Annotated in this window: 23 protein-coding genes; 2 read left to right on the forward strand and 21 right to left on the reverse strand. The window is 42.3% G+C overall.

The window, feature by feature from the left end:
• Positions 1-10: 10 nt before the first annotated feature.
• The 10 genes from SORDD15_RS07335 to SORDD15_RS07375 all read right to left on the reverse strand — a co-directional run bounded on the left by SORDD15_RS07335 (position 11) and on the right by SORDD15_RS07375 (position 7,829).
• The gene (locus SORDD15_RS07335; protein ID WP_061416002.1) at positions 11-277 is read right to left on the reverse strand and encodes a hypothetical protein; all 267 of its coding nucleotides are present in this window, start codon (positions 275-277) and stop codon (positions 11-13) included.
• A gap of 4 nt (positions 278-281) precedes the next feature.
• Positions 282-449: a hypothetical protein gene (locus SORDD15_RS10295; protein ID WP_196756223.1), complete on the reverse strand. Its 168-nt coding sequence runs from the start codon at positions 447-449 to the stop codon at positions 282-284.
• Positions 443-1,567, reverse strand: coding sequence for a replication initiator protein A (locus SORDD15_RS07340; RefSeq protein WP_061416004.1), 1,125 nt, complete (start codon positions 1,565-1,567; stop codon positions 443-445). The genes SORDD15_RS10295 and SORDD15_RS07340 overlap by 7 nt, the downstream gene beginning before the upstream one ends.
• Entirely contained in the window at positions 1,567-1,749 is a 183-nt protein-coding gene (locus tag SORDD15_RS07345) for a hypothetical protein (protein ID WP_061416006.1), read from the reverse strand. Before SORDD15_RS07345 ends, SORDD15_RS07340 begins: the two co-directional genes overlap by 1 nt.
• Before the next feature lie 271 nt (positions 1,750-2,020).
• Entirely contained in the window at positions 2,021-2,695 is a 675-nt protein-coding gene (locus SORDD15_RS07350) for a LiaF transmembrane domain-containing protein (protein ID WP_061416008.1), read from the reverse strand.
• 5 nt (positions 2,696-2,700) lie between these two features.
• Positions 2,701-3,147 carry a LytTR family DNA-binding domain-containing protein gene (locus SORDD15_RS07355; protein ID WP_000776591.1) on the reverse strand — a complete coding sequence of 149 codons (447 nt, stop codon included), beginning with the start codon at positions 3,145-3,147 and terminating at the stop codon, positions 2,701-2,703.
• A 113-nt stretch (positions 3,148-3,260) separates the two neighbouring features.
• Entirely contained in the window at positions 3,261-3,764 is a 504-nt protein-coding gene (locus SORDD15_RS07360; protein ID WP_061416010.1) for a phosphatase PAP2 family protein, read from the reverse strand.
• Positions 3,765-3,861: 97 nt separating this feature from the next.
• Positions 3,862-5,622: an ABC transporter ATP-binding protein gene (locus SORDD15_RS07365; RefSeq protein WP_061416012.1), complete on the reverse strand. Its 1,761-nt coding sequence runs from the start codon at positions 5,620-5,622 to the stop codon at positions 3,862-3,864.
• Positions 5,612-7,381: an ABC transporter ATP-binding protein gene (locus SORDD15_RS07370; RefSeq protein ID WP_061416015.1), complete on the reverse strand. Its 1,770-nt coding sequence runs from the start codon at positions 7,379-7,381 to the stop codon at positions 5,612-5,614. Before SORDD15_RS07370 ends, SORDD15_RS07365 begins: the two co-directional genes overlap by 11 nt.
• Positions 7,365-7,829: a MarR family winged helix-turn-helix transcriptional regulator gene (locus tag SORDD15_RS07375; RefSeq protein ID WP_061416016.1), complete on the reverse strand. Its 465-nt coding sequence runs from the start codon at positions 7,827-7,829 to the stop codon at positions 7,365-7,367. The genes SORDD15_RS07370 and SORDD15_RS07375 overlap by 17 nt, the downstream gene beginning before the upstream one ends.
• A gap of 192 nt (positions 7,830-8,021) precedes the next feature.
• Here SORDD15_RS07375 and SORDD15_RS07380 point away from each other — a divergent pair, with 192 nt between their 5' ends.
• Positions 8,022-8,711, forward strand: a complete 690-nt coding sequence (locus tag SORDD15_RS07380) for a DUF308 domain-containing protein (protein ID WP_061416019.1) — start codon at positions 8,022-8,024, stop codon at positions 8,709-8,711.
• A gap of 48 nt (positions 8,712-8,759) precedes the next feature.
• Here SORDD15_RS07380 and SORDD15_RS07385 read toward each other — a convergent pair whose 3' ends face one another.
• Positions 8,760-9,476 carry a YebC/PmpR family DNA-binding transcriptional regulator gene (locus SORDD15_RS07385; protein ID WP_061416020.1) on the reverse strand — a complete coding sequence of 239 codons (717 nt, stop codon included), beginning with the start codon at positions 9,474-9,476 and terminating at the stop codon, positions 8,760-8,762.
• Positions 9,477-9,572: 96 nt separating this feature from the next.
• Positions 9,573-10,943, reverse strand: a complete 1,371-nt coding sequence (locus SORDD15_RS07390) for an MATE family efflux transporter (protein ID WP_061416022.1) — start codon at positions 10,941-10,943, stop codon at positions 9,573-9,575.
• 108 nt (positions 10,944-11,051) lie between these two features.
• Here SORDD15_RS07390 and SORDD15_RS07395 point away from each other — a divergent pair, with 108 nt between their 5' ends.
• Positions 11,052-11,606: a GNAT family N-acetyltransferase gene (locus SORDD15_RS07395; RefSeq protein WP_061416024.1), complete on the forward strand. Its 555-nt coding sequence runs from the start codon at positions 11,052-11,054 to the stop codon at positions 11,604-11,606.
• Between the two features lie 131 nt (positions 11,607-11,737).
• Here the strand turns inward: SORDD15_RS07395 and SORDD15_RS07400 are convergent, their stop codons facing one another.
• From SORDD15_RS07400 to rpoC, 9 genes are all read right to left on the reverse strand, one after another.
• Positions 11,738-11,932 (reverse strand): PspC domain-containing protein, encoded by a 195-nt coding sequence (locus SORDD15_RS07400; RefSeq protein WP_049477431.1) that lies wholly within the window; start codon positions 11,930-11,932, stop codon positions 11,738-11,740.
• A gap of 169 nt (positions 11,933-12,101) precedes the next feature.
• The gene (gene recA, locus SORDD15_RS07405; RefSeq protein ID WP_001085518.1) at positions 12,102-13,253 is read right to left on the reverse strand and encodes a recombinase RecA; all 1,152 of its coding nucleotides are present in this window, start codon (positions 13,251-13,253) and stop codon (positions 12,102-12,104) included.
• Between the two features lie 54 nt (positions 13,254-13,307).
• Positions 13,308-14,564: a competence/damage-inducible protein A gene (locus SORDD15_RS07410; protein ID WP_061416026.1), complete on the reverse strand. Its 1,257-nt coding sequence runs from the start codon at positions 14,562-14,564 to the stop codon at positions 13,308-13,310.
• 73 nt (positions 14,565-14,637) lie between these two features.
• Positions 14,638-15,678: a glycopolymer--peptidoglycan transferase LytR gene (gene brpA, locus SORDD15_RS07415; protein WP_061416424.1), complete on the reverse strand. Its 1,041-nt coding sequence runs from the start codon at positions 15,676-15,678 to the stop codon at positions 14,638-14,640.
• Between the two features lie 4 nt (positions 15,679-15,682).
• Positions 15,683-16,204 (reverse strand): GNAT family N-acetyltransferase, encoded by a 522-nt coding sequence (locus tag SORDD15_RS07420; RefSeq protein ID WP_000455512.1) that lies wholly within the window; start codon positions 16,202-16,204, stop codon positions 15,683-15,685.
• Positions 16,194-16,637, reverse strand: a complete 444-nt coding sequence (tsaE, locus tag SORDD15_RS07425; RefSeq protein WP_061416029.1) for a tRNA (adenosine(37)-N6)-threonylcarbamoyltransferase complex ATPase subunit type 1 TsaE — start codon at positions 16,635-16,637, stop codon at positions 16,194-16,196. The genes SORDD15_RS07420 and tsaE overlap by 11 nt, the downstream gene beginning before the upstream one ends.
• Before the next feature lie 83 nt (positions 16,638-16,720).
• Positions 16,721-17,344, reverse strand: a complete 624-nt coding sequence (locus tag SORDD15_RS07430; protein WP_061416031.1) for a hypothetical protein — start codon at positions 17,342-17,344, stop codon at positions 16,721-16,723.
• A 135-nt stretch (positions 17,345-17,479) separates the two neighbouring features.
• Positions 17,480-17,899, reverse strand: a complete 420-nt coding sequence (gene ndk / locus SORDD15_RS07435) for a nucleoside-diphosphate kinase (RefSeq protein ID WP_061416033.1) — start codon at positions 17,897-17,899, stop codon at positions 17,480-17,482.
• 108 nt (positions 17,900-18,007) lie between these two features.
• The gene (rpoC, locus tag SORDD15_RS07440) at positions 18,008-21,673 is read right to left on the reverse strand and encodes a DNA-directed RNA polymerase subunit beta' (protein ID WP_061416035.1); all 3,666 of its coding nucleotides are present in this window, start codon (positions 21,671-21,673) and stop codon (positions 18,008-18,010) included.
• Between the last annotated feature and the right edge of the window lie 17 nt (positions 21,674-21,690).

The raw sequence follows: 21,690 nt of genomic DNA on the forward strand, positions 1-21,690 counted from the left end.
ATACTGTTCCTTATTTTATCCGATAAGTTATCTTCTTCACCCATCGAGGATTGATAGAAAACGGCGGAATCGCTGATGGAAAATTCATACTCGCTCCTGTTCCAAATGAACTTGATACCAATTTTTCTAGTTCCTCTAAGTTGGAAGTGACGGAAATACTGTCTACCGTTTTATCAAAATACTCTACAATCATTTCAATCTCTTGAACTGGTTGAGAAGGTGTAGCCTTCACAGCTTGTAATCTGTTCATTCTCTCTTGGTTATTAAACAATCCCATGAAATCAATCCTCTTTCTGTTGCCATGATGAGAAAATTTGGCTGAGTTGCTCAGCTCTTTCTTTTTTCGGTAAATCAAAAACAGCTTTAGGAACCATGTAGATTTTCTCCTTCGGGCTACGACCTATCGTTAGCACTTTACCATCAATTGGTCTAAATTCATCTTTTAACATGTTTCAACTCCCTTAGACAATTCTGATAAATAGCTATTGAGTTTCGTCTCCGACAGTTTATCTGGATAATAATATGCAATCAGACTAGGGCACTCATCAGGGAATTTTCTAGCGTGCTCACTTTGTCCTGATAGCTCCAGGAAACCATGTTCTTTTTCGATAAGCAGTGCCATTTTCCAGAAGCGAATCATCATTTTGTAGAAGTAGGCTGGGACATTCTGGATTGATTTTCCTTCAGCCTCTCCTGTTTTAATTTTGAAAATCAATTTATCAAGCTCACGTTCAAGATCTTGCAGCCAAACCTCTCCATAAATTTCCTGATTAGCTAAGAGGTTGTTGTAATTCTTCTCAACTTGACGTTTTGCTTGATAGATTTTATTTTCAAGAATTTTTGCATCTTTCCCAAACAAACTGAGTTTCTGAACTAGTTGAGGAGAAAGAAAACCATGTTGCCCCATTTTAAACGCTTCAGAAATTGATAGATCAGATAAAGATGACTCGCCCTCGTATCGATTAGTATCGTATGAGGACTCTGTCTGACTCCTCTCTGTATTTATTCCGTCCGCTTCGTGGACGTTTTGAAGTCCATTTTGCGGACGTCCATTTTTGATACTTTCGCTATTACCAATGCTTTGGGATACTTTTTCATAGAGAACTTTACCAAAAGCATTAACCCTCTTCAGTAACTCACCATCAGCTGAATAGTGCTCCACTATTTCTAAATTAGCATCTACTAGCTGAAGATAAAGTCTATTTGGCTTATTGAGTCCCTGCCTAACTTCCCGTAAGAGACCATGTTCTTGCAGTTCTTTCTTGATCTTAGTAACCTTCATCTTTCCCTTATCCAATAGCAGCATCAGGTCAGAAACTGTAAAAATTAGAAAGACCGCTCCATTTTCATCAACGTAATCTCTATTTCCCTTCTGGAATGAACTGATACTTAATTTACAGCGATTATAAAGAGCGCCATAAGCTAACTTAGCATCAGATGAAAGACCCGTGTAAGAACTAGTCAATTTGACATAGCCGTTCTCATTGTGTTGAATACGGGTGAAAAAGATTTCTGGAATTTGATAAAAAGTTAGAGTGGCTAGTTGGTCAATCGTGATATCTGCCATTAGTATCCCCCTACAACTTGTAACCTCAAGCCACCAGCTTCAGGAAAATAAACAAGATGAGTTTGTTCTAACTCTTCAATAGCTGCAATAGCACGGCTTCTAGTCCATCCCATTGTATTCATCAAATCTAAAATCATTACGTCTCTAGTCAACCTTGAGACCTTTGTTTGGTGTTGTTTCATAGGTAATCCTTTCTTGTCACAAGCTAGTGTTAATTCACAGCTATATCATAATGGATAATGAGAAAATCTGTTTTAAAGGGACAATGAAATAAATTATAGAATTTATTTCCCTAAATATATCTCATCAATTCTGGATTATCTGACATTTTTTCTCCTTTCTTTAATTTTTGCAACGAAAAAAGAGAGCGATTTTCTCGCCCTCTCAGGTTATATGATATTTAATATTTAATTTTTCACTTTCCCAAAACTCTAGACACTTAGAACTATTTTTTTATTTAACGTAAACAACTCCAAGTTTACCAAAAGCGACTTCCCCACGGATAACCAAGGTTTTGTTTGTTGGCGCTACAGGAGCGTCTGCCTTAGCTGCACCAAAGGAGGTTTCTACTTTCAAATCGACACGCCAGTGTTGTGGAACATAGACTGTTGCATTACCAAAAGCCACTTCGATATTCAAAGTAGCAAAATCACCTAACATCTCTGCATTGTCATAGTAGATTTTAGCATCTCCAAAAGCGACTTCCACTTGGTCATCTACGAGATCTTGATCTTGCTTATAGAAGGTCCCGCTACCAAAAGCGACTTCCTTATCCGTGACGACTGTTTTTTTCCCATCGTACCACCATTTTTTTTCATTCCAGAACTTACTTGAATGCGTCAGATAACCAACACCGAGTACCACCAAGATGCTAGCCCAGATGAGAGAATGATTGGTAACTGGTAACAAGTCATAAGCGTAATTTGCAATGATGAGCGCTAGTAACCCTGTAAAAACTGCCGAAGTGAGATGGCGTCTAAGGATGGACTCAATGGACTTATAAGCAAAAAAAACAATACCTAGTAAAGGCCATATCTTGCCATCCAAAGAAGGAATGCCAAAATTTCCTTGCAGCAAGATCCAAGCTGCTAAAACCAATAAAACAATACCAAATGCTTTCTTTTTCATGTTTTTTACCTCATGTTTCTTAGATTTTCTTTTAGGAGGGATTGGTAATGTCGTGACACATGAACCTCCTTGTGCGTCTGATAAAAGGAAATGGTGCCCGTTCCTGAAAAGGACTTGTCCACTGAGTAAATCTGACGGATGTTTGCGATCGTTGACTTGGAAACTCGACTAAAATAGCGAGGTAAGATGGACTCCAACTCATAGAGCTTGAGGCGAACCTCATAGGCTTCCTTCTGGTTATGAGCGTAGATCTTGCTTCCTTCTGTTTCAAAGAAGAGAATTTCTGACAGGTCTAGATAATATTCACCTGTCCCCTTGTAAAAAGTTAACCTCGGAGCCTTTGACTCTTGCAAAAGTCGTTGCAAGTCTGCAATTTCATCTGTCAAAGTGGGGGTCTTGATGACAATTTCAGTTTCCTCTAAATTGCCGTCAATCTCAATTCGTAACTTCATCACATCTCCTTTCTGACTCTACTATATCAAAGCTAAGTTAGGAATACAAGGACAAAAAAGCAAGTGGTCAATTTGAAGCAGTAAGTGGTTGTAGGGCTAGCTTAACTTACATGTCAGAATAGGAAGAAAAGGAATCCCCACACCAGACCGCAAATATAGCCAACCAAGACATCCTTGGGATAATGAACACCCCCTAAAACCCTCACCAAGCCCAGCAAAGCTGAGAAGAGCAAGCATGCCAATCCAACAGGTAGACTAGCATGCAGACAGACCATGGAGATGATGGTTGCCGAAAAAACATGGCGACTGGGCATCGATCGTCCCGAACTATCCTTTTCAAGCAGGGGACTGATATCCCAAGTTTCATAAGGTCGCGGGTGGTTGATTTTCTTACGAAAAAGAGACAAAATCACAAAGCCTGATGCAGGAATAAGCACAGAAACCCCAACTTGCTGACCAAGTCCTAGTTGCAGGTAAGTGGTGACTAGCAAGGTCAAGTAGACTAGGGGCATAGCGACTGTCATCAAGCGATTGAAACTGCGTAATAGAAATAAAAGGGGGGGATGACTGATTAGTCTAGAGCTGATATTTCGATACCATTCTTGATAATTTTTCATTTATAATTCTCATTCATTACCTTGTTTTTGTCTACTGGTGAGACGTTTGTCTTCTAGTATAGTCCAGAAAAAGAAGGCCGTCAAGCCTTCTTTTGATTTATTCTTCTGCTTCGTCTTCTGTAAATTGACTATTGTACAAGTCAGCGTAGAAGCCACCTTGCGCCATCAGTTCCTCATGGTTGCCTTGTTCGATGATATTGCCATCTTTCATGACAAGAATCAAGTCGGCATTACGAATAGTAGACAAGCGGTGGGCGATGACAAAGGAAGTTCTACCCTCCATCAAACGGTCCATAGCTTTTTGGATCAATTCCTCTGTACGTGTGTCGACTGAAGATGTCGCCTCATCCAAAATCAAGAGTGGCGCATCCTTAAGAAGCGCACGAGCAATGGTTAAGAGCTGTTTCTGTCCAACAGACAAGGTCACAGTGTCATCCAAAACAGTATCGTAGCCATCTGGCAAGGTCATGATAAAGTGGTGGATTCCTACAGCCTTGCTGGCTTCCATCATTCGTTCATCACTGATGTCTGTCTGATTATAGATCAGGTTCTCTCGAATCGTTCCTTCAAAGAGCCATGTATCCTGCAAGACCATTGAAAAGGCATCGTGTACTTCTGATCGCTTCATATCCTTGGTATCGACACCATCGATGCGGATACTTCCCTTATCTATCTCATAGAACTTCATCAAAAGATTGACAATGGTTGTCTTACCAGCCCCAGTCGGTCCAACGATCGCGACCTTTTGACCTGCATGAGCTGTCGCAGAAAAGTCATGGATGATGGTGCGCTCTGGTGTGTAGCCAAATGACACATGATCAAAGACTACTTCCCCCTTCATGTTGCTCAATTGTCTTTCCTTGTGAGATTCATCTCGCATCTCTGCTTCAGCTAGAAATTCTAATACACGAGTCATGGCCGCACTCGCTTGTTGTAAACTCGTAATCCCTTGGGCAATCTGTGACAGAGGTTGAGAAAAAGTACGTACGTAAACCATAAAGGCCACGATAATTCCGATACTGATATGTCCTTCTAACGCCAGCGCGGCCCCAACGATAATGACTAAGACATAACTAAAGTTTCCAACAAAAATCATGGCTGGCATCATGATACCAGAAATAAATTGAGATTTCCAGATACTGTCGTGCAAGTCTTGGTTTAAACCTGCGAATGTTTCTTTAGTGGTGTCCACAGCGTTATAGCTGGTCACTACATTGTGGCCAGAGTACATTTCCTCTACGTAACCATTGACGGCTGCCAGATTGTTTTGTTGAGCTTCAAAGTGTCCCTGTGATTTAAGCATGATTACCGAAACAGCAGCAAAACCAAGAAGCGTAGAAACAACTGTTACTAAGGCCAAAATCCAGTTCATCCCAAACATGGTCACTAGAACAGCAATCAACAAGAAACTAGCTGAGATAACTGTTCCCAGACTTTGGTTGAGAGATTGCGCCGCCGTATCCACATCATTGGTCACACGCGAAAGAGTATCTCCTTGTGAATGACGGTCAAAATAGCCGAGAGGCAAACGATTAATTTTCTCAGCAATAGCCGTCCGTAAGCGTTTTGAAAAATACTGAATGCTAGTTGAAAAGATATAAGCTTGTGTATAGTTAAGAATAGCTCCAAATACATAGAGGACAACCAAGAAACCAGCAATACTTGATACAGCTCCTAAATCAATTCCAGTTGCCAATCCGTCTGAAATCAAGTTAGTAATTTCTTTAATCTTAGTTGGCCCATAAACGGTAATAATGCTTGAAATGACTACAGCCACAACTGCTATTAGGAGAGGGAGTTGGAGACCTGTCATATACGGTTTGCACTGTTTCCAGAGCGACACTTTTTTATTTTCCATGTTCCAATTCCTCCTTCGATAGTTGTGAATAGGCAATTTCTTGGTAAACTTCGTTGCTAGCTAGAAGTTCCTTGTGGGTGCCTTGTCCCACGACTTTTCCTTGATCCAGAACTAAAATCAGGTCAGCATCCATAATGGTAGAAATCCGTTGCGCTACGATGAGCTTGGTCATGGATTTTGTTTTCTCAGCTAGCTCTTGGCGCAGGACACGATCTGTCTTGTAGTCCAAGGCTGAGAATGAATCATCAAAGATGAGAATCTCTGGTTTACGAGCCAAGGCACGCGCAATAGCCAACCGCTGTCTTTGTCCACCTGAGAAGTTGGTCCCGCCTTGGGCCACTTCTGATGCAAGTCCTGCTTCCTTGTCCTCGATGAAGCTTTTAGACTGGGCCAATTCAAGAGCTTGCCACATAGCAGCCTCGCTTAGAGGAGTTTCTTTGCTCTTACCAAAATCTAAGTTCTCCTTGACATCTCCAGAAAAGAGTACAGCTTTTTGTGGAATATAGCCGACCTTATTGCGCAAATCTTCCAAATCGTAATCTTGCACATTGACACCATCCACTAGGATCTGTCCATCTGAAACATCGTAAAAACGAGGTATCAGATTAACTAGAGTAGATTTACCTGATCCAGTCGAACCGATGAAGGCTACGGTTTGACCCGCTTCTGCTTTGAAAGTGACATGTTCCACGACTGCTTCTGAGTTTTTAGAGTAGCGGAAAGTTACATCACGAAATTCCACTTGTCCTTGAACTGAAGGATCCGCTGTCTGTGCATGACTAGGATTTTCAATAGAAGAATGCAAATCCAATACTTGATTGATACGTCCTGCCGAAACCAAGGTACGAGGAAGAACGATAAAGAGTGCTCCCATGAGAAGGAAGCCCATCACAACCTGCATAGCATAGGACATGAAGACCACCATATCACTAAAGAGTGGCAGACGTTCTGTCAGACTTGCATCGTTGATGATATAGGCACCAATCCAGTAAATGGCTAAACTCAACCCACTCGAAATCGCCATCATAATCGGGTTCATAATCGCCATCAGCCGATTAACAAAGAGATTGAGACGCGTCACTTCGTCATTAGCTACTTCAAATTTTTCGTCTTGATAATCTTCCGCATTGTAGGCGCGAACAACTCGAATCCCAGTCAAACTTTCACGAGTGATGCTATTGAGTTTATCTGTCAATTTTTGGATGACCGATTGTTTTGGAAAGGCCAGAGTTATGAGAACAGTGGTCATCAAAACATTCACAATAACAGCCACAAGGACCGCCCAGAGCCAGTATTCCGATTTTCCAAGGATTTTTCCAATAGCCCAGATAGCCATGATTGGCCCACGAGTAACCACTTGCAAGCCCATGGTAAAGAGCATCTGTATTTGGGTAATATCATTAGTCGTCCGAGTCAAAAGACTTGGGATGGAGAAACGTTTGATTTCTGTCTGTGAAAAATCTAAAACCTGATGAAATACATCTCTACGTAGATGGGTTGTATAGGAGGCTGCAACGCGAGCGGCAAAGAAACCAACCATAACAGATGAAAAGAAAGCCAATAAAGACAAACCAATCATCTTCGCAGCTGGTGACCAGAGATCCCCTAACTCAGTTCCACTCGTTCCTAAGAGTTCGGTAATTTGGGAGATGTAGGTGGGCACCTCGAGTTCTAAATACACGGTAAAGCAGGTAAAAAGAATGGCCAAGAGGACCATTCCCCACTCTTTACCGGTCATGCGTTTAGCGAGTTTCTTCATGACTTCTTTCTCCAATCTTTTCGATATTTTCTTGAAATTGTGCCAGAACTCGCTCAAAAGTCTGCAAGTCCTGTGGGGAAATTCCCTCTACTAGGTTTTGATCCAGCTGATCAAAGAACTCCTGAACTTGTTTCATCTGCGCTCGGGACTGGTCCGTGAGGGAGACAAACTTGGCCCGTTTATCCTTTTCACAGACCTCAATCGTAACTAAGCCATTTTGGATCATACGCTTGACCAAGTTACTGGCTACAGATTTACTGATATTTAGCTCTTTTTCAATATCTCCGACCTTGGAGGTTTGGCCCATTTCTTCTTGATGATTGAGATAGCGTAAGACCTGGCCCTGTGGTCCTCCAATAAATTCAAAACCAGATCGTTTGGCTTCCGTCTTCATCATCAGATGAACTTGATGGCCAAAGCGCCTGAAAATTAACAAGGGTTTCTCCATGGATACTCCTTTCTCTACTTTTAAATAGTTCTCATAAGAATCATTTATGTTCCCATGAGAACTATTTTATCACTCCCAGAAGAAATGTCAAGAAAAAAGTTTCCTAGAGAACTATTTTAGTCTGAATTGACATTGGAGAATATTTTCTCTATAATAAGCACTAGCTACCGTGGATAGGAATCCATTCACTCGATGAAGGGAGAAAACGTTCAAATGAAACCAGAAGAACAAAGAGTTTTAGGAATCTTGGCAACCATTTTTGGAGCCATCGCACTTTTAGGGTCCTGGATCCCATTTATTAACTATCTATCATTTTTCATCGCCATCGTCGCATTTATCTTGGGGATTATCGGCCTTATCGTCAACCTCAAAAAACGGAAAACAATGGCCATTATCGGAACATCCTTGTCAATTGCTTCTATTATACTCTTCCTTACGACCCAGATGTTGTATGCTAATGTTTACAAAGAGTTTGTCAGAGAGTTTAACCGTTCCTATAGAGAAGCTAGCTCCTCAATGGAACGCGACTTGACAGATGATACCATTGATTCACTCCCTGAAGAGGAGGAAGAAGACGATACCTTCACTTGGACCCAAGAACAGTTCGACGCCTTAATCGAAGGTGACCTCGATAACAAAGGAAAAGGTGGTACCAATTACAAGGATATTATCAAAAAACACGGACTGCCAGACTCCGAGTTTGATTCCACTATTGGGGGATACGATACGAGAAAAATCACCTATATCTCTATTGATGACAATATCAAGACTGTTACCTTAACTTTTGCAAAACAGGACAATGGACAGCTCTTACTAATTCATAAAATAGCTGTAGGCCTAGGAGAAAGCCAGCAGCAAAGAGATTCTGGAACCAGAATCTAAGCTCAAATAACAAAAAACGAACAGCTAGTAAAACTGTTCGTTTTTCTATTAGAACCCATCGACGTTTGTGTAGATCTTTTGTACGTCTTCGTCGTCCTCAAGAACGCTGTAAAGTTTTTCAAAGGTTTCAAGGTCTTCGCCTGACAATTCCACTTCAGACTGAGGAATCATTTCCAATTCAGTCACTTGGAATTCTTGGATGCCAGACTCACGAAGAGCAACGATAGCCTTGTGAAGATCTGTTGGAGCTGTGTAAACAGTGATTGTTCCTTCTTCTGCTTCTACATCGTCCACATCAATATCTGCTTCAAGCAACAATTCAAAGATAGCATCCGCATCATCACCAGCAAATACGATAACACCCTTGTTGTCAAAGAGGTAAGAAACAGAACCTGAAGCACCCATGTTTCCGCCATTTTTACCAAAAGCAGCACGAACGTTCGCAGCTGTACGGTTGACGTTTGAAGTCAAGGTATCCACAATCAGCATAGAACCATTTGGTCCAAATCCTTCGTAACGTCCTTCTGTAAAGGTTTCATCTGTGTTCCCTTTTGCTTTATCAATCGCTTTATCGATAACGTGTTTTGGCACTTGGGCTTGTTTAGCACGGTCGATAACGAATTTCAAAGCAGTGTTTGATTCTGGGTCTGGATCACCTTTTTTAGCTGCTACATAGATTTCTACACCAAATTTTGCATATACTTTAGAGTTAGCTCCATCTTTAGCCGTTTTCTTGGCTACAATATTGGCCCATTTACGTCCCATTAGGAATCTCCTTTTTTCACATTTTAATCTTTCTTATTATAACACAAGTTTTTTCGATTTTCACTAGAGGAAATGGATTTTATTCAGCAAATCTAGCTAGGATTGTCCTTTTGTTGCCAAGATTGCCTTGCCTTCTTTTATCAGGGGATGGCGGAAAAGTGAAAAGTACAGTTGGGTAGTCATGGCAACCCAGATAAGAGGTTCGCAGAGAATAACTCCCCTATACCCTGCCCAAGGGATAATCAAGACCACAAAAACGATTTTCCCGATTAGTTCTATAAAGCTGGAAACTAGAGGAAGGACTTTCTGCCCCAATCCCTGCAAGCAATTCCGATAAATCAGCAAAAGGCTCAAAATCGGATAAAATACTGAACTAATCTGTAAGTATAGGCTACCATTTTCTACCAGGTATCCATCCGTCGAACTGGCCAAGAAGGAAACCAAGGTCGGACTGGCAAAAAAGAGGAAGATACACATAATGCCTGCCCAGGACATGCTCAAGCGACTCCCAATCCCAAGCCCCTGAACAATGCGGTCTGGTCGTTTAGCGCCTAGATTCTGAGAGGCAAAGGTCGTCATAGCAGAAGAAATAGCCGTCATCGGAAGGAGAGCAAAAGCCATAAGGCGTCTAGCTGCCGTCTGGGCGCTAATAATCACGGCTCCAAAGGTATTAACAGAGGATTGTAAAATCACACTGCCAATAGACACAATCGAACTCATCAGCCCCATAGCCAAACCTTGCTCCAAGAGGTCCACATACAGGGCCTTGTTCCATTTAAAATGCTTGAGTTGAGGGAGTAGTTCTGGAACACTCTTACGGATATAAGCAAAGCAGAGAACCGCTGACAAGCCTTGCGAGATAATGGTAGCAAGGCCAGCAGATTGAACTCCCAGATGCAGTTGCGTAATAAAATAGAGATCCAGAACCACATTAACCAAAGCAGAAAAAATCAAAAAGCCAAGAGCTGCTAGACTGTCACCAATGGACCGCAACAAACCTGCAAAGAGGTTATAGGCAAAGCTGACGCCTACACAGGTCACAATCATAGAGATGTACTCGTAGGATTGAGGAAGGATTTCTACAGGTGTCTCTAAATATTGCAAGAGTGGATAAAGACCAAAGAAGCCCATCAGCATAACCAGAATGCTCAAAAGAGCACCTAAAATCCAAGTTGCTGCTACTACTTCCTTGATTTTGGTGAAATTACGAGCCCCATAATAGCGGGCAATGACAATCCCCATGCCATTTCCAACACCAAGCGTAAAACCTATAATCAAGTCAAAAATGGCCGTTGTCGCCCCTACTGCAGCCAAGGAATCTTGACCAAGAAATCGCCCAACAATCAAGACGTCAGCTGTATTATAGAGCTGTTGGAAAATATTAGACAGCAAGATTGGAAAGGCAAAGCTTAACAGCGCAGGAAGAATAGGACCATGTATCAAGTCCACGGATCGTTTCTTATTCATAAAGCTATTATATCAGCTTTCTAAAGGAGCGACAAGGCTCTGCACTAAGTTTGCAATCAATTGCTTACAGAGAGACAATTTGCTATAATCAAGAAAAGGAGGTCATTTATGAGTTTGACCAGTCAATTAATTACCGATGTATTTCCTGATCTGGATAAAGTTGAAAAGCTAAACAAGGAAGCATTCCCCGAGGAAGAACGAGTTCCTCTGTCAGAGTTCTTGCGCTATCAGGACCGAGAGGACGCCCACTTTTTTGCCTTTTATAACCAAGAAGAGTTTGTCGGCTTTGCTTTTGCCATCTCCAATCCAAAGGCCTTCTATATCAGTTTTTTTGCCATCATGCCTCACTTGAGGAGCCACGGATATGGAAAAGAGATCATCGAAAAGCTGACTGATTTTTACCAGCGAACCATGTTACTAGAAGTCGAGCGATTGGATGAAGAATGCGATAACTTGGAGCAGAGAAAGGCCCGCATGGATTTCTATCACCAAAATGGTTTCAAAACAGCCAACGCTTTTCTAGAGTACGAAGGTTTGAGTTTTGAAATTCTCTACCGTGGCGACCATTTTGACGAAGAGGCCTATCGCGATATCTTCCAAAAGTTACAAAAGGAACATTATTTTGACTTTCATATAGAGTATCGTCGTTTTAGTGACCATTAAACAAGACTTGTCCATCTGGTGAAGGACCTCTCTTTTTCGATAGAAGCTACATATAAAAATGCATGTAATCCACGATTACATGCATTTTTTATTTTCAACTGATCAGAATAAACTTTTATTCTCTCTATGGCTTAAGCTTCTGCATTGCCTTCTGGAAGAAGGAAGTAGAGAACAGCATAAGCTAAGATTCCAGAACCACCAAGTAGAGTGAAGATGATCCAAAGTGCACGAACAAGTGTGTGGTCCATGTTAAAGTAGTCACCGATACCTGCACAAACACCAGCAATCTTTTTGTCTTGTACGTTACGAACAAGGCGTTTCCCTATTATAGTAGTCTCCTTTTTATAGAATGATTTAATTTTATCATCAAATTAAAAAAATTGCAACAGTTTTTTTAATTTTTTTGATTAAATATTCTTTTATTACGCTTTTGAAGCTTATGGAGACTTAATAATTAAACATAAAAAGCAGAGAAGGACTTCTCCGCTTTTATTTTTAATCTTCAATTTCGATTTCAAGTCCATCGCCTAGGTCAAGCGTTACTTCTTGGTTAGGTGCTAGATCTTCCGCAACAGTGGTAGGAGTTGTCCCTTCTTCATCTTCAATCAAGCCATATTGAACACGAACTTGGTGGTCAATAGCATCAAAAATTTCTGGGTGATCCGCCAAGTATTTCTTAGCATTTTCAGATCCTTGTCCGATTTTTTCACCCTTGTAAGAGTACCATGCTCCCGCTTTTTGGATGATATCGAGATCACTTGCGATCTTCAAGAGCTCACCAGTTTTAGAAATCCCTTCTCCGTACATGATTTCAACAAAGGCTTCCTTAAATGGTGGAGCTACCTTGTTTTTCACGACCTTGATCTTGGTTTCCTTACCGACATTGGTATCTTTTTGGTCACCAGTTCCCTTGATTTGCGTACTTCCACGAACATCCAAACGGACTGAAGCGTAGAATTTCAGAGCACGTCCACCAGGTGTTGTTTCTGGATTTCCAAACATAACCCCAACTTTTTCACGCAATTGGTTGATAAAGATGGCAATTGTTTTGGTTTTATTGATAGAAGCTCCGAGTTTACGCATGGCCTGACTCATCATACGAGCCTGCAAACCAACGTGACTGTCTCCAATATCCCCATCAATTTCCGCACGAGGTACAAGGGCCGCAACTGAGTCGATAACGACAAGGTCAACTGCACCTGAGTCAATCAATTTTCCAGCAATTTCAAGACCTTGTTCACCTGAGTCTGGTTGTGACAAGAGCAATTCGTCAATGTTGACTCCAAGAGCCGCTGCATAGGCTGGGTCAAGAGCATGTTCCGCATCGATAAAGGCTGCAATACCACCTTCTTTCTGTGCTTGCGCAACAGCGTGAAGGGCAACCGTTGTCTTACCAGATGATTCTGGTCCATAGATTTCGATGATACGTCCTTTAGGATAACCACCTGAACCAAGAGCAATGTCCAGAGCCAATGAGCCTGAGCTCATCACTTGAACTTTTTGCTCCGCGCGCTCACCCAAGCGCATGATTGAGCCTTTACCAAAGTCTTTTTCGATCAATTTAAGAGCATCGTTCAATGCTTTTTCACGGTCTGCTCCAAATTTTTTCCCAATTTCATCTAATTTTTTTGTTGGTTTTTTCGCCATTTTGTTCTCCTATATTCTACTAGTCCTTAGACCTATCTTTCATTATACCAAAATTTAGTCACTTAATAAAGCCTTGCGAACTAGGTTAAAGGCATGCATGACCGCAATATGTCGGACATCTGCTCGACTCCGTCCTGCGATATTAGCCTTGATAACCTCTGTCCCTTTTGCATGTGCCAGTCCAATAAAAACTGTACCAGCTGGATGACCCTCTAGGCTATCTGGCCCAGCTACACCTGTCAGACTGACTCCATAATCAGACTGAGTCTTGATCCGTGCCTGCTCTGCCATTTTTCGAGCCGTAAACTCAGAAACAACCCCGTGTTCTTTTAGCTCTTGCTCGGAAATATCCAACATCTTGGACTTTTCTTCTAGGCTGTAAGTGACAAAACCGCCATTAAAGATTGCTGAAACGCCCGAAAAGTCTGCTAATGTCGCTTGAAAGAGACCTGCCGTCAAGCTTTCTGCCGCAGTAATGCTTTTCTGTCTCTTCTTTAGCTCTTCTACAACGACACTTGCGAGACTGGTTTCTTCCCCATATCCGTAACAGATGTCTCGTAAATAAATTCCCTCGAAAGTTTGGCGACTCAAGATTTGATTTTCTAAGATATCCAGCGCTTGATCAGCCTTTTCTTGACTAACTGCTTTTGTAGACAAGCGCAAGGTCACTTCTCCTGTTTTGGCATACGGCGCCAAAGTCGGATCGGTTTGATGGTCAATCAAATCCGCCAAAATGGTCACCAACTGACTCTCCCCAATTCCAAAGAAACGGAGCACACGTGAGTATAACTTGGTACCAGTCATTAACTTGGGTAAGAGTTGGTTTAAGACCATAGGTTTCAACTCACTCGGCGGTCCTGGAAGGACCACGTAGGTTACGCCATCCACTTCCGACACCCCTCCTACTGCTAAACCTGTCTCATTTGGCAATGGAGTTGCCCCTTCTACAATTTGAGCTTGGCGCTCATTATTCGGTGTCCGAGCATAGTCAGGTCTATGAGCAAAGAAGATATCCAGTTTATCTTGCGCTTGAGGGTCAAACACTAGATTTTTTTCTAAAAATTTTGCCAGGGTTTGTTTGGTCAAATCATCCTCAGTTGGTCCCAAGCCCCCTGTCAAAATCACAAGATTACTACGTTGACTGGCAATCTCAAGTAAAGACAAGAGACGAGTTTCATTGTCTCCTACAGCCGTCTGAAAATAAACATCAACCCCAGTCTCTGCTAGTTTTTCCGACAAAAACTGAGCATTGGTATTGACAATCTGTCCTGTCAAAATCTCTGTTCCAACAGCAATGATTTCTGCTTTCATGTTTCCTCCTACCTATCTATTCGTATTTTTTTGAAAAAATCGTAGGAAATTTCCCACGATTTGATTCTTTGTTTTATTCTACCTCTTCGTTTGTAATACTAGTACTGGTTGAAGGTGCTGTCCGGCCAAAGGCTGTTTCGTACAGTACCGCATTGGTTTCCAATTCTGTCACTGGCTCTTTACCTAGTGAACTACGCAAGAGATTTTGCATTTCGAGCATATGTTCTGAAGTGACAATCTGATAAGAAATTCCCTGTAGCTCAGCATCTTCCCCACGCAATTGATGCGTTTCGATATTCTTGAAAGAATCTTGATAGCCGAGCAATTGTGGGATACTCTTAGCTGATAAATCCACATTGGTCTGCATGTTATCACTCAAAGCTTTTAAAATCCCTTGATAATGACTCACACTGTTCAGACTCAAAACCTTCTCTACGATTTTTTGAATGACTTCACGTTGACGTTTTTGACGCCCATAGTCTCCTTCAGGATCTTGGTAACGCATCCGTGAATACACCAAGGCTTCCTCACCATTCAAGTTTTGTTCCCCAACACCAATGGAAATCTTATTAAACTCTTCTTGGTCAGTGATGGAAATTGGAAAACCAAGTGTATTGTTGACAGTGATTCCACCAACTGCATCCACCAATTGTTGAAGGCCTTGCATGTTGACCATTACATAGCGGTCAATGTGGATATTCATCATCTTTTGAATAGTAGAAATTGCAAGCTCCGCACCGCCATTGGCATAGGCCGCATTGAGTTTGGCTTCCTGAACTTGGCCATTTCCACTCTCGATCTTGGTCAGAATATCCCGTTCCAAACTCATCATTGTGGTTTTCTTTGTTTTTGGATTAACCGTCAAGAGAATCATGGAGTCACTATTCCCTGCCCACGGATCTGTACGTTCCGAATTTCCCGTATCCACCCCCATTAGGAGAATCGTTAAAGGCTCAGTTGCTTCGATAACGTTGGTTTCTTCACCGATTTTTTTGTAAGTTTTTTGACTCAGGGTTGCAGTTCCCTGCTGATAGATTGTGTAGGCATAAATTCCTACACCTACAACTGTTACTGCCAGGAAACCTAGCACCATTCCAATTAATTTTTTGATCATCTCGTTATTCATCTATCAATTTGCCCATCAGACAAACATCTAAAAATATCCCTTCTGCTAAATAGGCTCCTCTTTCTTGCAAGCCTTCTGTGATAAATCCCATTTTTGAATAGAGGTGGATAGCAGCCTCATTTCGTTTTTGTACACTGAGTTGCAAGCGGCGCAAGACACCACTGGCTTTAGCCCACTCGATGCCTTCTTCTAGAAGTATAGTTGCCAAGCCTTGGTTCCAAAATTTCTTGCGAACTGCTAGAAAAACATCACCAATATGTCGAACTCTTAAATGTTGGTCCGCTGTGATATTTAAGACTCCTGCAATCTCATCATTCAGTAAGGCGAGGAGAGTAATTTGATTCTCTGATGCAGCTTGTTTTTCGATAAAAAGAGCCATTTCAGAAGCTGTCATCATGATACCATTTTCATCTAGGCTGGTGAAGTCTGTCTCTTGACCAACACAATCTAAAAATGCAATTAAGGCTGTAGCATCTGAAATCTCTGCCTCACGAATACACAACTCATACTCCATCCTGAAGCTCCTTGATGAGTTGTTCAGCCCGAGGGCCATGAGCTGTAAAATGAAGGCAACGACCCTCAGCTTCTTTCAAGATTTCCAACTCCAAGTAAGAATCTGGTAAATCTTCACCCAAAAGATGCCCCCACTCAATAACAGTCACACCACCTCCAAAGAGAAACTCATCCAAGTCAATAGAATCAGCATCACCTTCGATACGATAGACATCCAAATGGTAAAGTGGCAGGCGACCTTCGTACTCTCTGACAATAGTATAAGTTGGACTTTTAATCATCTGACGGATATCCAAACCCTTGGCAATGCCTTTTGTAAAGGTTGTTTTACCCGCACCCAACTCTCCCGTCAAGATCAGAACATCGTCTTTTTGAAACAAATGACCTAATCTTTCTCCGAGAGCTAGAAGCTCTTCTTCATTTTTTGTGTACATGTTACTATTATACCAAAAAGTTTTCTTTTGTGTGAATTTTCTTTATGGACTTACTATAACAATTTTGAAAAGTTCTCCTCTACTTAAAAGAATACAACTATTGAAAAAACAAACAGGATATCCCGAATCAGGTGTCCATAAAAGGAGATTTCCCTTTGAATACATTTTGGAAAAAGGAAACGTGCGCATAGAAAACCAACACTGATATAAATGAGAATCGAGGAAATCACTAAGGGATTCCTCAAGAAAACCATCGTAGCTAGAACGGAAATGACGACTGTTTTCTTTTTATTTAGGCGATTTTCTATATCGCGAAAAATTTTATCAAAAGGTAAGAAAATCAATAGATCTACTCCTAGCAAGAAAAAGAAGGAGGGTAAAAAGAGGTCAACCAGTTCCTGCTGCAATTTGCTAGAGGTTTGGATGCTTTCTGAGAGAACCAGACAGGTTGCCAGAAGATTGACTACTAAAAGGAGGCAATAAACCAGACTCACTTTCTTTTGAACATGTAAAATACTATGTCTAGACTGGTCTGCTGTATGGAAATAATTTATCCCAGCACAGAGAACAGAAATTCCTACTATCAAAATCAAAAAATAAGCATTAGCCTGTTTTAAAGATAAAAAGGATTCTTTCCATAATAGACAACTACTAAAACTAATCTGGATGACTGCAATCAGTAACAATAGGCGAATTGATTTTACCATTTCTTTTCCCTCCCTATATGGGATTATACCTTGTGAAGAATTTGAAATGATTGTTTCCGCCTCAAGTGTTCTTTTTTTGTGCTCAACTGACCAAAAGAACAGTTCCGTTATACACAGAACTGTTCTCTTCTAACTTTAATCTTTAAACCAGAGAGCAATTTCGCGTTTTGCAGAAGCTTCAGAATCGGATCCGTGAACTACATTTTGAATGGCTTGATTGCCTCCTGCAGCCTTGGCAAAATCTCCTCGGATAGTTCCTGGCAGAGCTTCTTCTGGACGAGTAGCACCCATCATAGTCCGCCAGGTTTCAATCACCTTGGGACCTGATAGAATGCCCACTACTACTGGGCCTGAAGTCATAAACTGACGGATAGGAGGATAAAAACTTTTTTCAACCAAGTCTTGATAGTGTTGGTCAATCAGATTTTCTGAAACGGTTGAACGTAACTCTAATTTTTCGAGTTTGAAACCTCGTTGTTCCATTCTTTGCAGAATTTCGCCAACCAGCCCTCTTTTCACACCATCTGGTTTAATGATAAAAAATGTTTGCTCCATACGAACCTCCTTGGCGTTTTAGTTCTTCTATTCTACCATACTTTATGAAAAAGTGGGAAAATTTTCTGAAATAAAACAAAGAGAACCCAAAGGTTCTCTTGTTTGCTTTTATTCTACTGTTTCTTCAACTTGAACTTCTACAACTTCCTCTACAGGAGCAAGTTCTGCCTCTTCTTGTTCTGGAGCCAGATATTCTGCTTCATTGACGGCTTGTGGTTCAAGGTTACGGTAACGAGCCATACCAGTACCAGCTGGGATGATCTTACCGATAATAACATTTTCCTTGAGTCCAAGGAGATGATCTTTCTTACCACGGATGGCCGCATCAGTAAGGACACGAGTTGTTTCCTGGAAGGAAGCCGCTGACAAGAAACTATTGGTTTCAAGTGAGGCTTTGGTGATTCCCATAAGAACTGGACGACCAGTCGCTGGAACTCCACCTGCGATAAGAACATCCTTGTTAGCATCTGTAAAGTCGTTGATATCCATGAGGGTACCCATAAGAAGGTCTGTGTCACCTGGATCCATGACACGAACTTTACGGATCATTTGACGAACCATTACCTCGATGTGTTTGTCACCGATTTCTACCCCTTGGCTACGGTAAACTTTTTGTACTTCACCGAGGAGGTAGGTTTCAACTGACAAGACATCACGAACAGCAAGGAGACGTTTTGGTTGGATAGAACCTTCTGTCAATGCTGCACCGCGAGAGACTTGGTCTCCAACTTCGACACGCATACGTGCTGTAAATGGCACCACGTACTCACCTTCGCCAGTTTCGCCCTTAACAAAGACTTTCTTAGTACGAGTTGAAGCATCTTCTTCGATAGCTGTAACCTCACCCTTGACTTCAGTGATGACCGCTTCCCCTTTAGGATTGCGGGCTTCAAAGATTTCTTGGACACGAGGAAGACCCTGAGTGATATCGGTATTTGAGGCAACCCCACCCGTGTGGAAGGTACGCATTGTAAGCTGTGTACCAGGTTCCCCGATAGATTGGGCAGCGATTGTACCAACTGCTTCACCAACTTCAACCGCATCACCTGTCGCCAAGTTGATACCGTAACAGTGACGGCAGACACCATGACGAGTGTTACATGTAAATACAGAACGGATGGTTACTTCCTCCACGCCAGCATTGACAATCTCACGCGCCTTGTCTTCTGTAATCAACTCATTTGGACCGATGATCACTGCACCAGTTTCTGGATGTTTAACGGTTTTCTTGGTGTAACGACCATTGAGACGCTCTTCGAGAGACTCGATCATCTCTTTTCCTTCTGCGATAGAGCGGATCAAGAGACCACGGTCGGTTCCACAGTCGTCCTCACGGATGATAACGTCTTGGGCAACGTCAACCAAACGACGAGTCAAGTAACCTGAGTCGGCTGTCTTAAGGGCCGTATCGGTCATACCCTTACGGGCACCGTGAGTAGAGAAGAACATTTCGAGTACTGACAAACCTTCGCGGAAGTTTGAAAGGATTGGCAATTCCATGATACGTCCGTTCGGAGCGGCCATCAGACCACGCATACCGGCAAGCTGTGAGAAGTTTGAGATGTTACCACGGGCTCCAGAGTCCATCATCATAACGATTGGGTTCTTAGGATCTTGGTTGGCAACCAAACGTTTCTCCAATTTTTCACGGGCTGCACGCCATTCAGCTGTAACAGCGTTGTAGCGCTCGTCGTCTGTGATCATACCACGACGGAATTGTTTGGTGATTTGTTCCACACGTTTGTGTGATTCTTCGATGATTTCAGCCTTGTCTTCAACAACTGGGATATCGGCAATACCCACTGTCAAACCTGCAAGAGTTGAGTGGTGGTAACCGAGGTTCTTCATGCGGTCAAGTAGGGCAGAAGTTTCTGTCGTACGGAAACGTTTGAAGATTTCAGCGATGATATTTCCAAGATTTTTCTTCTTGAATGGAGGGTTGAGTTCAAGTTTGCTGATTGCTTCCTTGATATCTCCACCAAGTGGCAAGAAGTATTTAGCTGGAACACCTTCTGTCAAGTTGGCATTTGTTGGTTCTTGCAAGTAAGGCAGACCCTCTGGCATGATATCGTTGAAGAGGATTTTACCAACTGTTGTCAACAAGACCTTGTGTTTTTGCTCTTCAGTCCAAGGTTTGTTGAGGCTATCTGTCGCGATACCAACACGTGAGTGGAGGTGAACATAACCATTACGGTAAGCCATAACAGCTTCGTCACGGTCTTTGAAGACCATTCCTTCACCTTCACGACCAGCTTCTTCCATGGTCAAGTAGTAGTTACCCAAAACCATGTCCTGAGAAGGAGTAACAACTGGTTTACCATCTTTCGGGTTCAAGATATGCTCAGCAGCAAGCATTAGAATACGAGCTTCCGCTTGAGCTTCTTCTGAAAGCGGTACGTGGATGGCCATTTGGTCCCCGTCAAAGTCGGCATTGTAGGCTTCACAGACAAGCGGGTGTAATCGAAGGGCCTTACCATCAATCAAGACTGGCTCGAAGGCTTGGATACCCAAACGGTGAAGGGTCGGTGCGCGGTTCAAAAGTACTGGGTGTTCTTTGATTACTTCTTCAAGAATATCCCAGATACGTTCGTCTCCACGTTCCACCAAGCGTTTAGCCGCTTTGACGTTCTGCACGATGTCGCGGGCAACGATTTCACGCATCACAAATGGTTTAAAGAGCTCAATCGCCATTTCACGTGGCACACCACATTGGTACATCTTAAGAGTTGGACCAACGGCGATAACGGAACGTCCTGAGAAGTCAACACGTTTACCGAGCAAGTTTTGACGGAAGCGTCCTTGTTTCCCTTTAAGCATGTGGCTCAATGATTTCAGTGGACGGCTACCTGGTCCTGTGATCGGACGACCACGACGACCATTATCAATCAAAGCGTCAACTGCTTCTTGAAGCATACGCTTCTCATTTTGAACGATGATACCTGGTGCATTCAACTCAAGCAAACGAGCCAAACGGTTGTTACGGTTGATAACACGGCGGTAAAGGTCGTTCAAGTCAGATGAGGCAAAACGGCCACCATCCAACTGCAACATTGGACGAAGATCTGGTGGAATAACCGGAAGGATATTGAGAATCATCCATTCAGGTTTGTTCCCAGACTTGTAAAAGGCATCCAAAACATCCAAACGACGGATGGCTTTGACACGTTTTTGTCCAGTAGCTGTTTTCAACTCTTCTTTGAGTTCAGTAATTTCTTTTTCAAGATCTACTTGTTTCAAGAGGTCTTGGATGGCTTCGGCACCCATTTTGGCAACGAATGAACCATAACCATACTCACGCAAGCGCTCACGGTATTCACGCTCTGTCATGATAGACTTGTGCTCAAGCGGTGTATCCTTCGGATCAATTACCACGTAAGCCGCAAAGTAGATAACTTCCTCGAGGGCACGAGGACTCATATCAAGGGTCAAGCCCATACGGCTTGGAATCCCCTTGAAATACCAGATGTGAGATACAGGAGCTTTCAACTCGATGTGCCCCATACGCTCACGACGAACTTTTGTACGCGTTACTTCAACCCCACAGCGGTCACAAACAATTCCTCTGTAGCGAATGCGTTTGTACTTACCACAAGCACATTCCCAGTCCTTTGTAGGACCAAAGATGACCTCATCAAAGAGCCCTTCACGTTCTGGTTTCAACGTACGGTAATTGATTGTTTCAGGTTTTTTGACTTCTCCATAAGACCATGAACGGACTTTGCTTGGAGAAGCTAGGGTGATTTGCATACTTTTAAAACGATTTACATCAACCACTATTTCTTCCCTTTCTA

It is taken from the genome of Streptococcus oralis (genome assembly GCF_001578935.1).
In the GTDB taxonomy this organism is placed as follows: Bacteria; Bacillota; Bacilli; order Lactobacillales; family Streptococcaceae; genus Streptococcus; species Streptococcus oralis_R.

Coding starts and splice junctions, on each gene's coding strand:
- SORDD15_RS07340 (WP_061416004.1), bottom strand. CDS start 1,567: ATGGCAGATATCACGATTGACCAACTAGCCACTCTAACTTTTTATCAA.
- SORDD15_RS07365 (WP_061416012.1), bottom strand. CDS start 5,622: ATGGAAAATAAAAAAGTGTCGCTCTGGAAACAGTGCAAACCGTATATG.
- ndk (WP_061416033.1), bottom strand. CDS start 17,899: ATGGAGCAAACATTTTTTATCATTAAACCAGATGGTGTGAAAAGAGGG.
- SORDD15_RS07385 (WP_061416020.1), bottom strand. CDS start 9,476: ATGGGACGTAAATGGGCCAATATTGTAGCCAAGAAAACGGCTAAAGAT.
- SORDD15_RS10295 (WP_196756223.1), bottom strand. CDS start 449: ATGTTAAAAGATGAATTTAGACCAATTGATGGTAAAGTGCTAACGATA.
- SORDD15_RS07430 (WP_061416031.1), bottom strand. CDS start 17,344: ATGGTAAAATCAATTCGCCTATTGTTACTGATTGCAGTCATCCAGATT.
- brpA (WP_061416424.1), bottom strand. CDS start 15,678: ATGATCAAAAAATTAATTGGAATGGTGCTAGGTTTCCTGGCAGTAACA.
- tsaE (WP_061416029.1), bottom strand. CDS start 16,637: ATGTACACAAAAAATGAAGAAGAGCTTCTAGCTCTCGGAGAAAGATTA.
- SORDD15_RS07370 (WP_061416015.1), bottom strand. CDS start 7,381: ATGAAGAAACTCGCTAAACGCATGACCGGTAAAGAGTGGGGAATGGTC.
- SORDD15_RS07350 (WP_061416008.1), bottom strand. CDS start 2,695: ATGAAAAAGAAAGCATTTGGTATTGTTTTATTGGTTTTAGCAGCTTGG.
- recA (WP_001085518.1), bottom strand. CDS start 13,253: ATGGCGAAAAAACCAACAAAAAAATTAGATGAAATTGGGAAAAAATTT.
- SORDD15_RS07410 (WP_061416026.1), bottom strand. CDS start 14,564: ATGAAAGCAGAAATCATTGCTGTTGGAACAGAGATTTTGACAGGACAG.
- SORDD15_RS07375 (WP_061416016.1), bottom strand. CDS start 7,829: ATGGAGAAACCCTTGTTAATTTTCAGGCGCTTTGGCCATCAAGTTCAT.
- SORDD15_RS07335 (WP_061416002.1), bottom strand. CDS start 277: ATGGGATTGTTTAATAACCAAGAGAGAATGAACAGATTACAAGCTGTG.
- SORDD15_RS07360 (WP_061416010.1), bottom strand. CDS start 3,764: ATGAAAAATTATCAAGAATGGTATCGAAATATCAGCTCTAGACTAATC.
- SORDD15_RS07395 (WP_061416024.1), top strand. CDS start 11,052: ATGAGTTTGACCAGTCAATTAATTACCGATGTATTTCCTGATCTGGAT.
- SORDD15_RS07420 (WP_000455512.1), bottom strand. CDS start 16,204: ATGGAGTATGAGTTGTGTATTCGTGAGGCAGAGATTTCAGATGCTACA.
- SORDD15_RS07380 (WP_061416019.1), top strand. CDS start 8,022: ATGAAGGGAGAAAACGTTCAAATGAAACCAGAAGAACAAAGAGTTTTA.
- SORDD15_RS07390 (WP_061416022.1), bottom strand. CDS start 10,943: ATGAATAAGAAACGATCCGTGGACTTGATACATGGTCCTATTCTTCCT.
- SORDD15_RS07355 (WP_000776591.1), bottom strand. CDS start 3,147: ATGAAGTTACGAATTGAGATTGACGGCAATTTAGAGGAAACTGAAATT.
- SORDD15_RS07345 (WP_061416006.1), bottom strand. CDS start 1,749: ATGAAACAACACCAAACAAAGGTCTCAAGGTTGACTAGAGACGTAATG.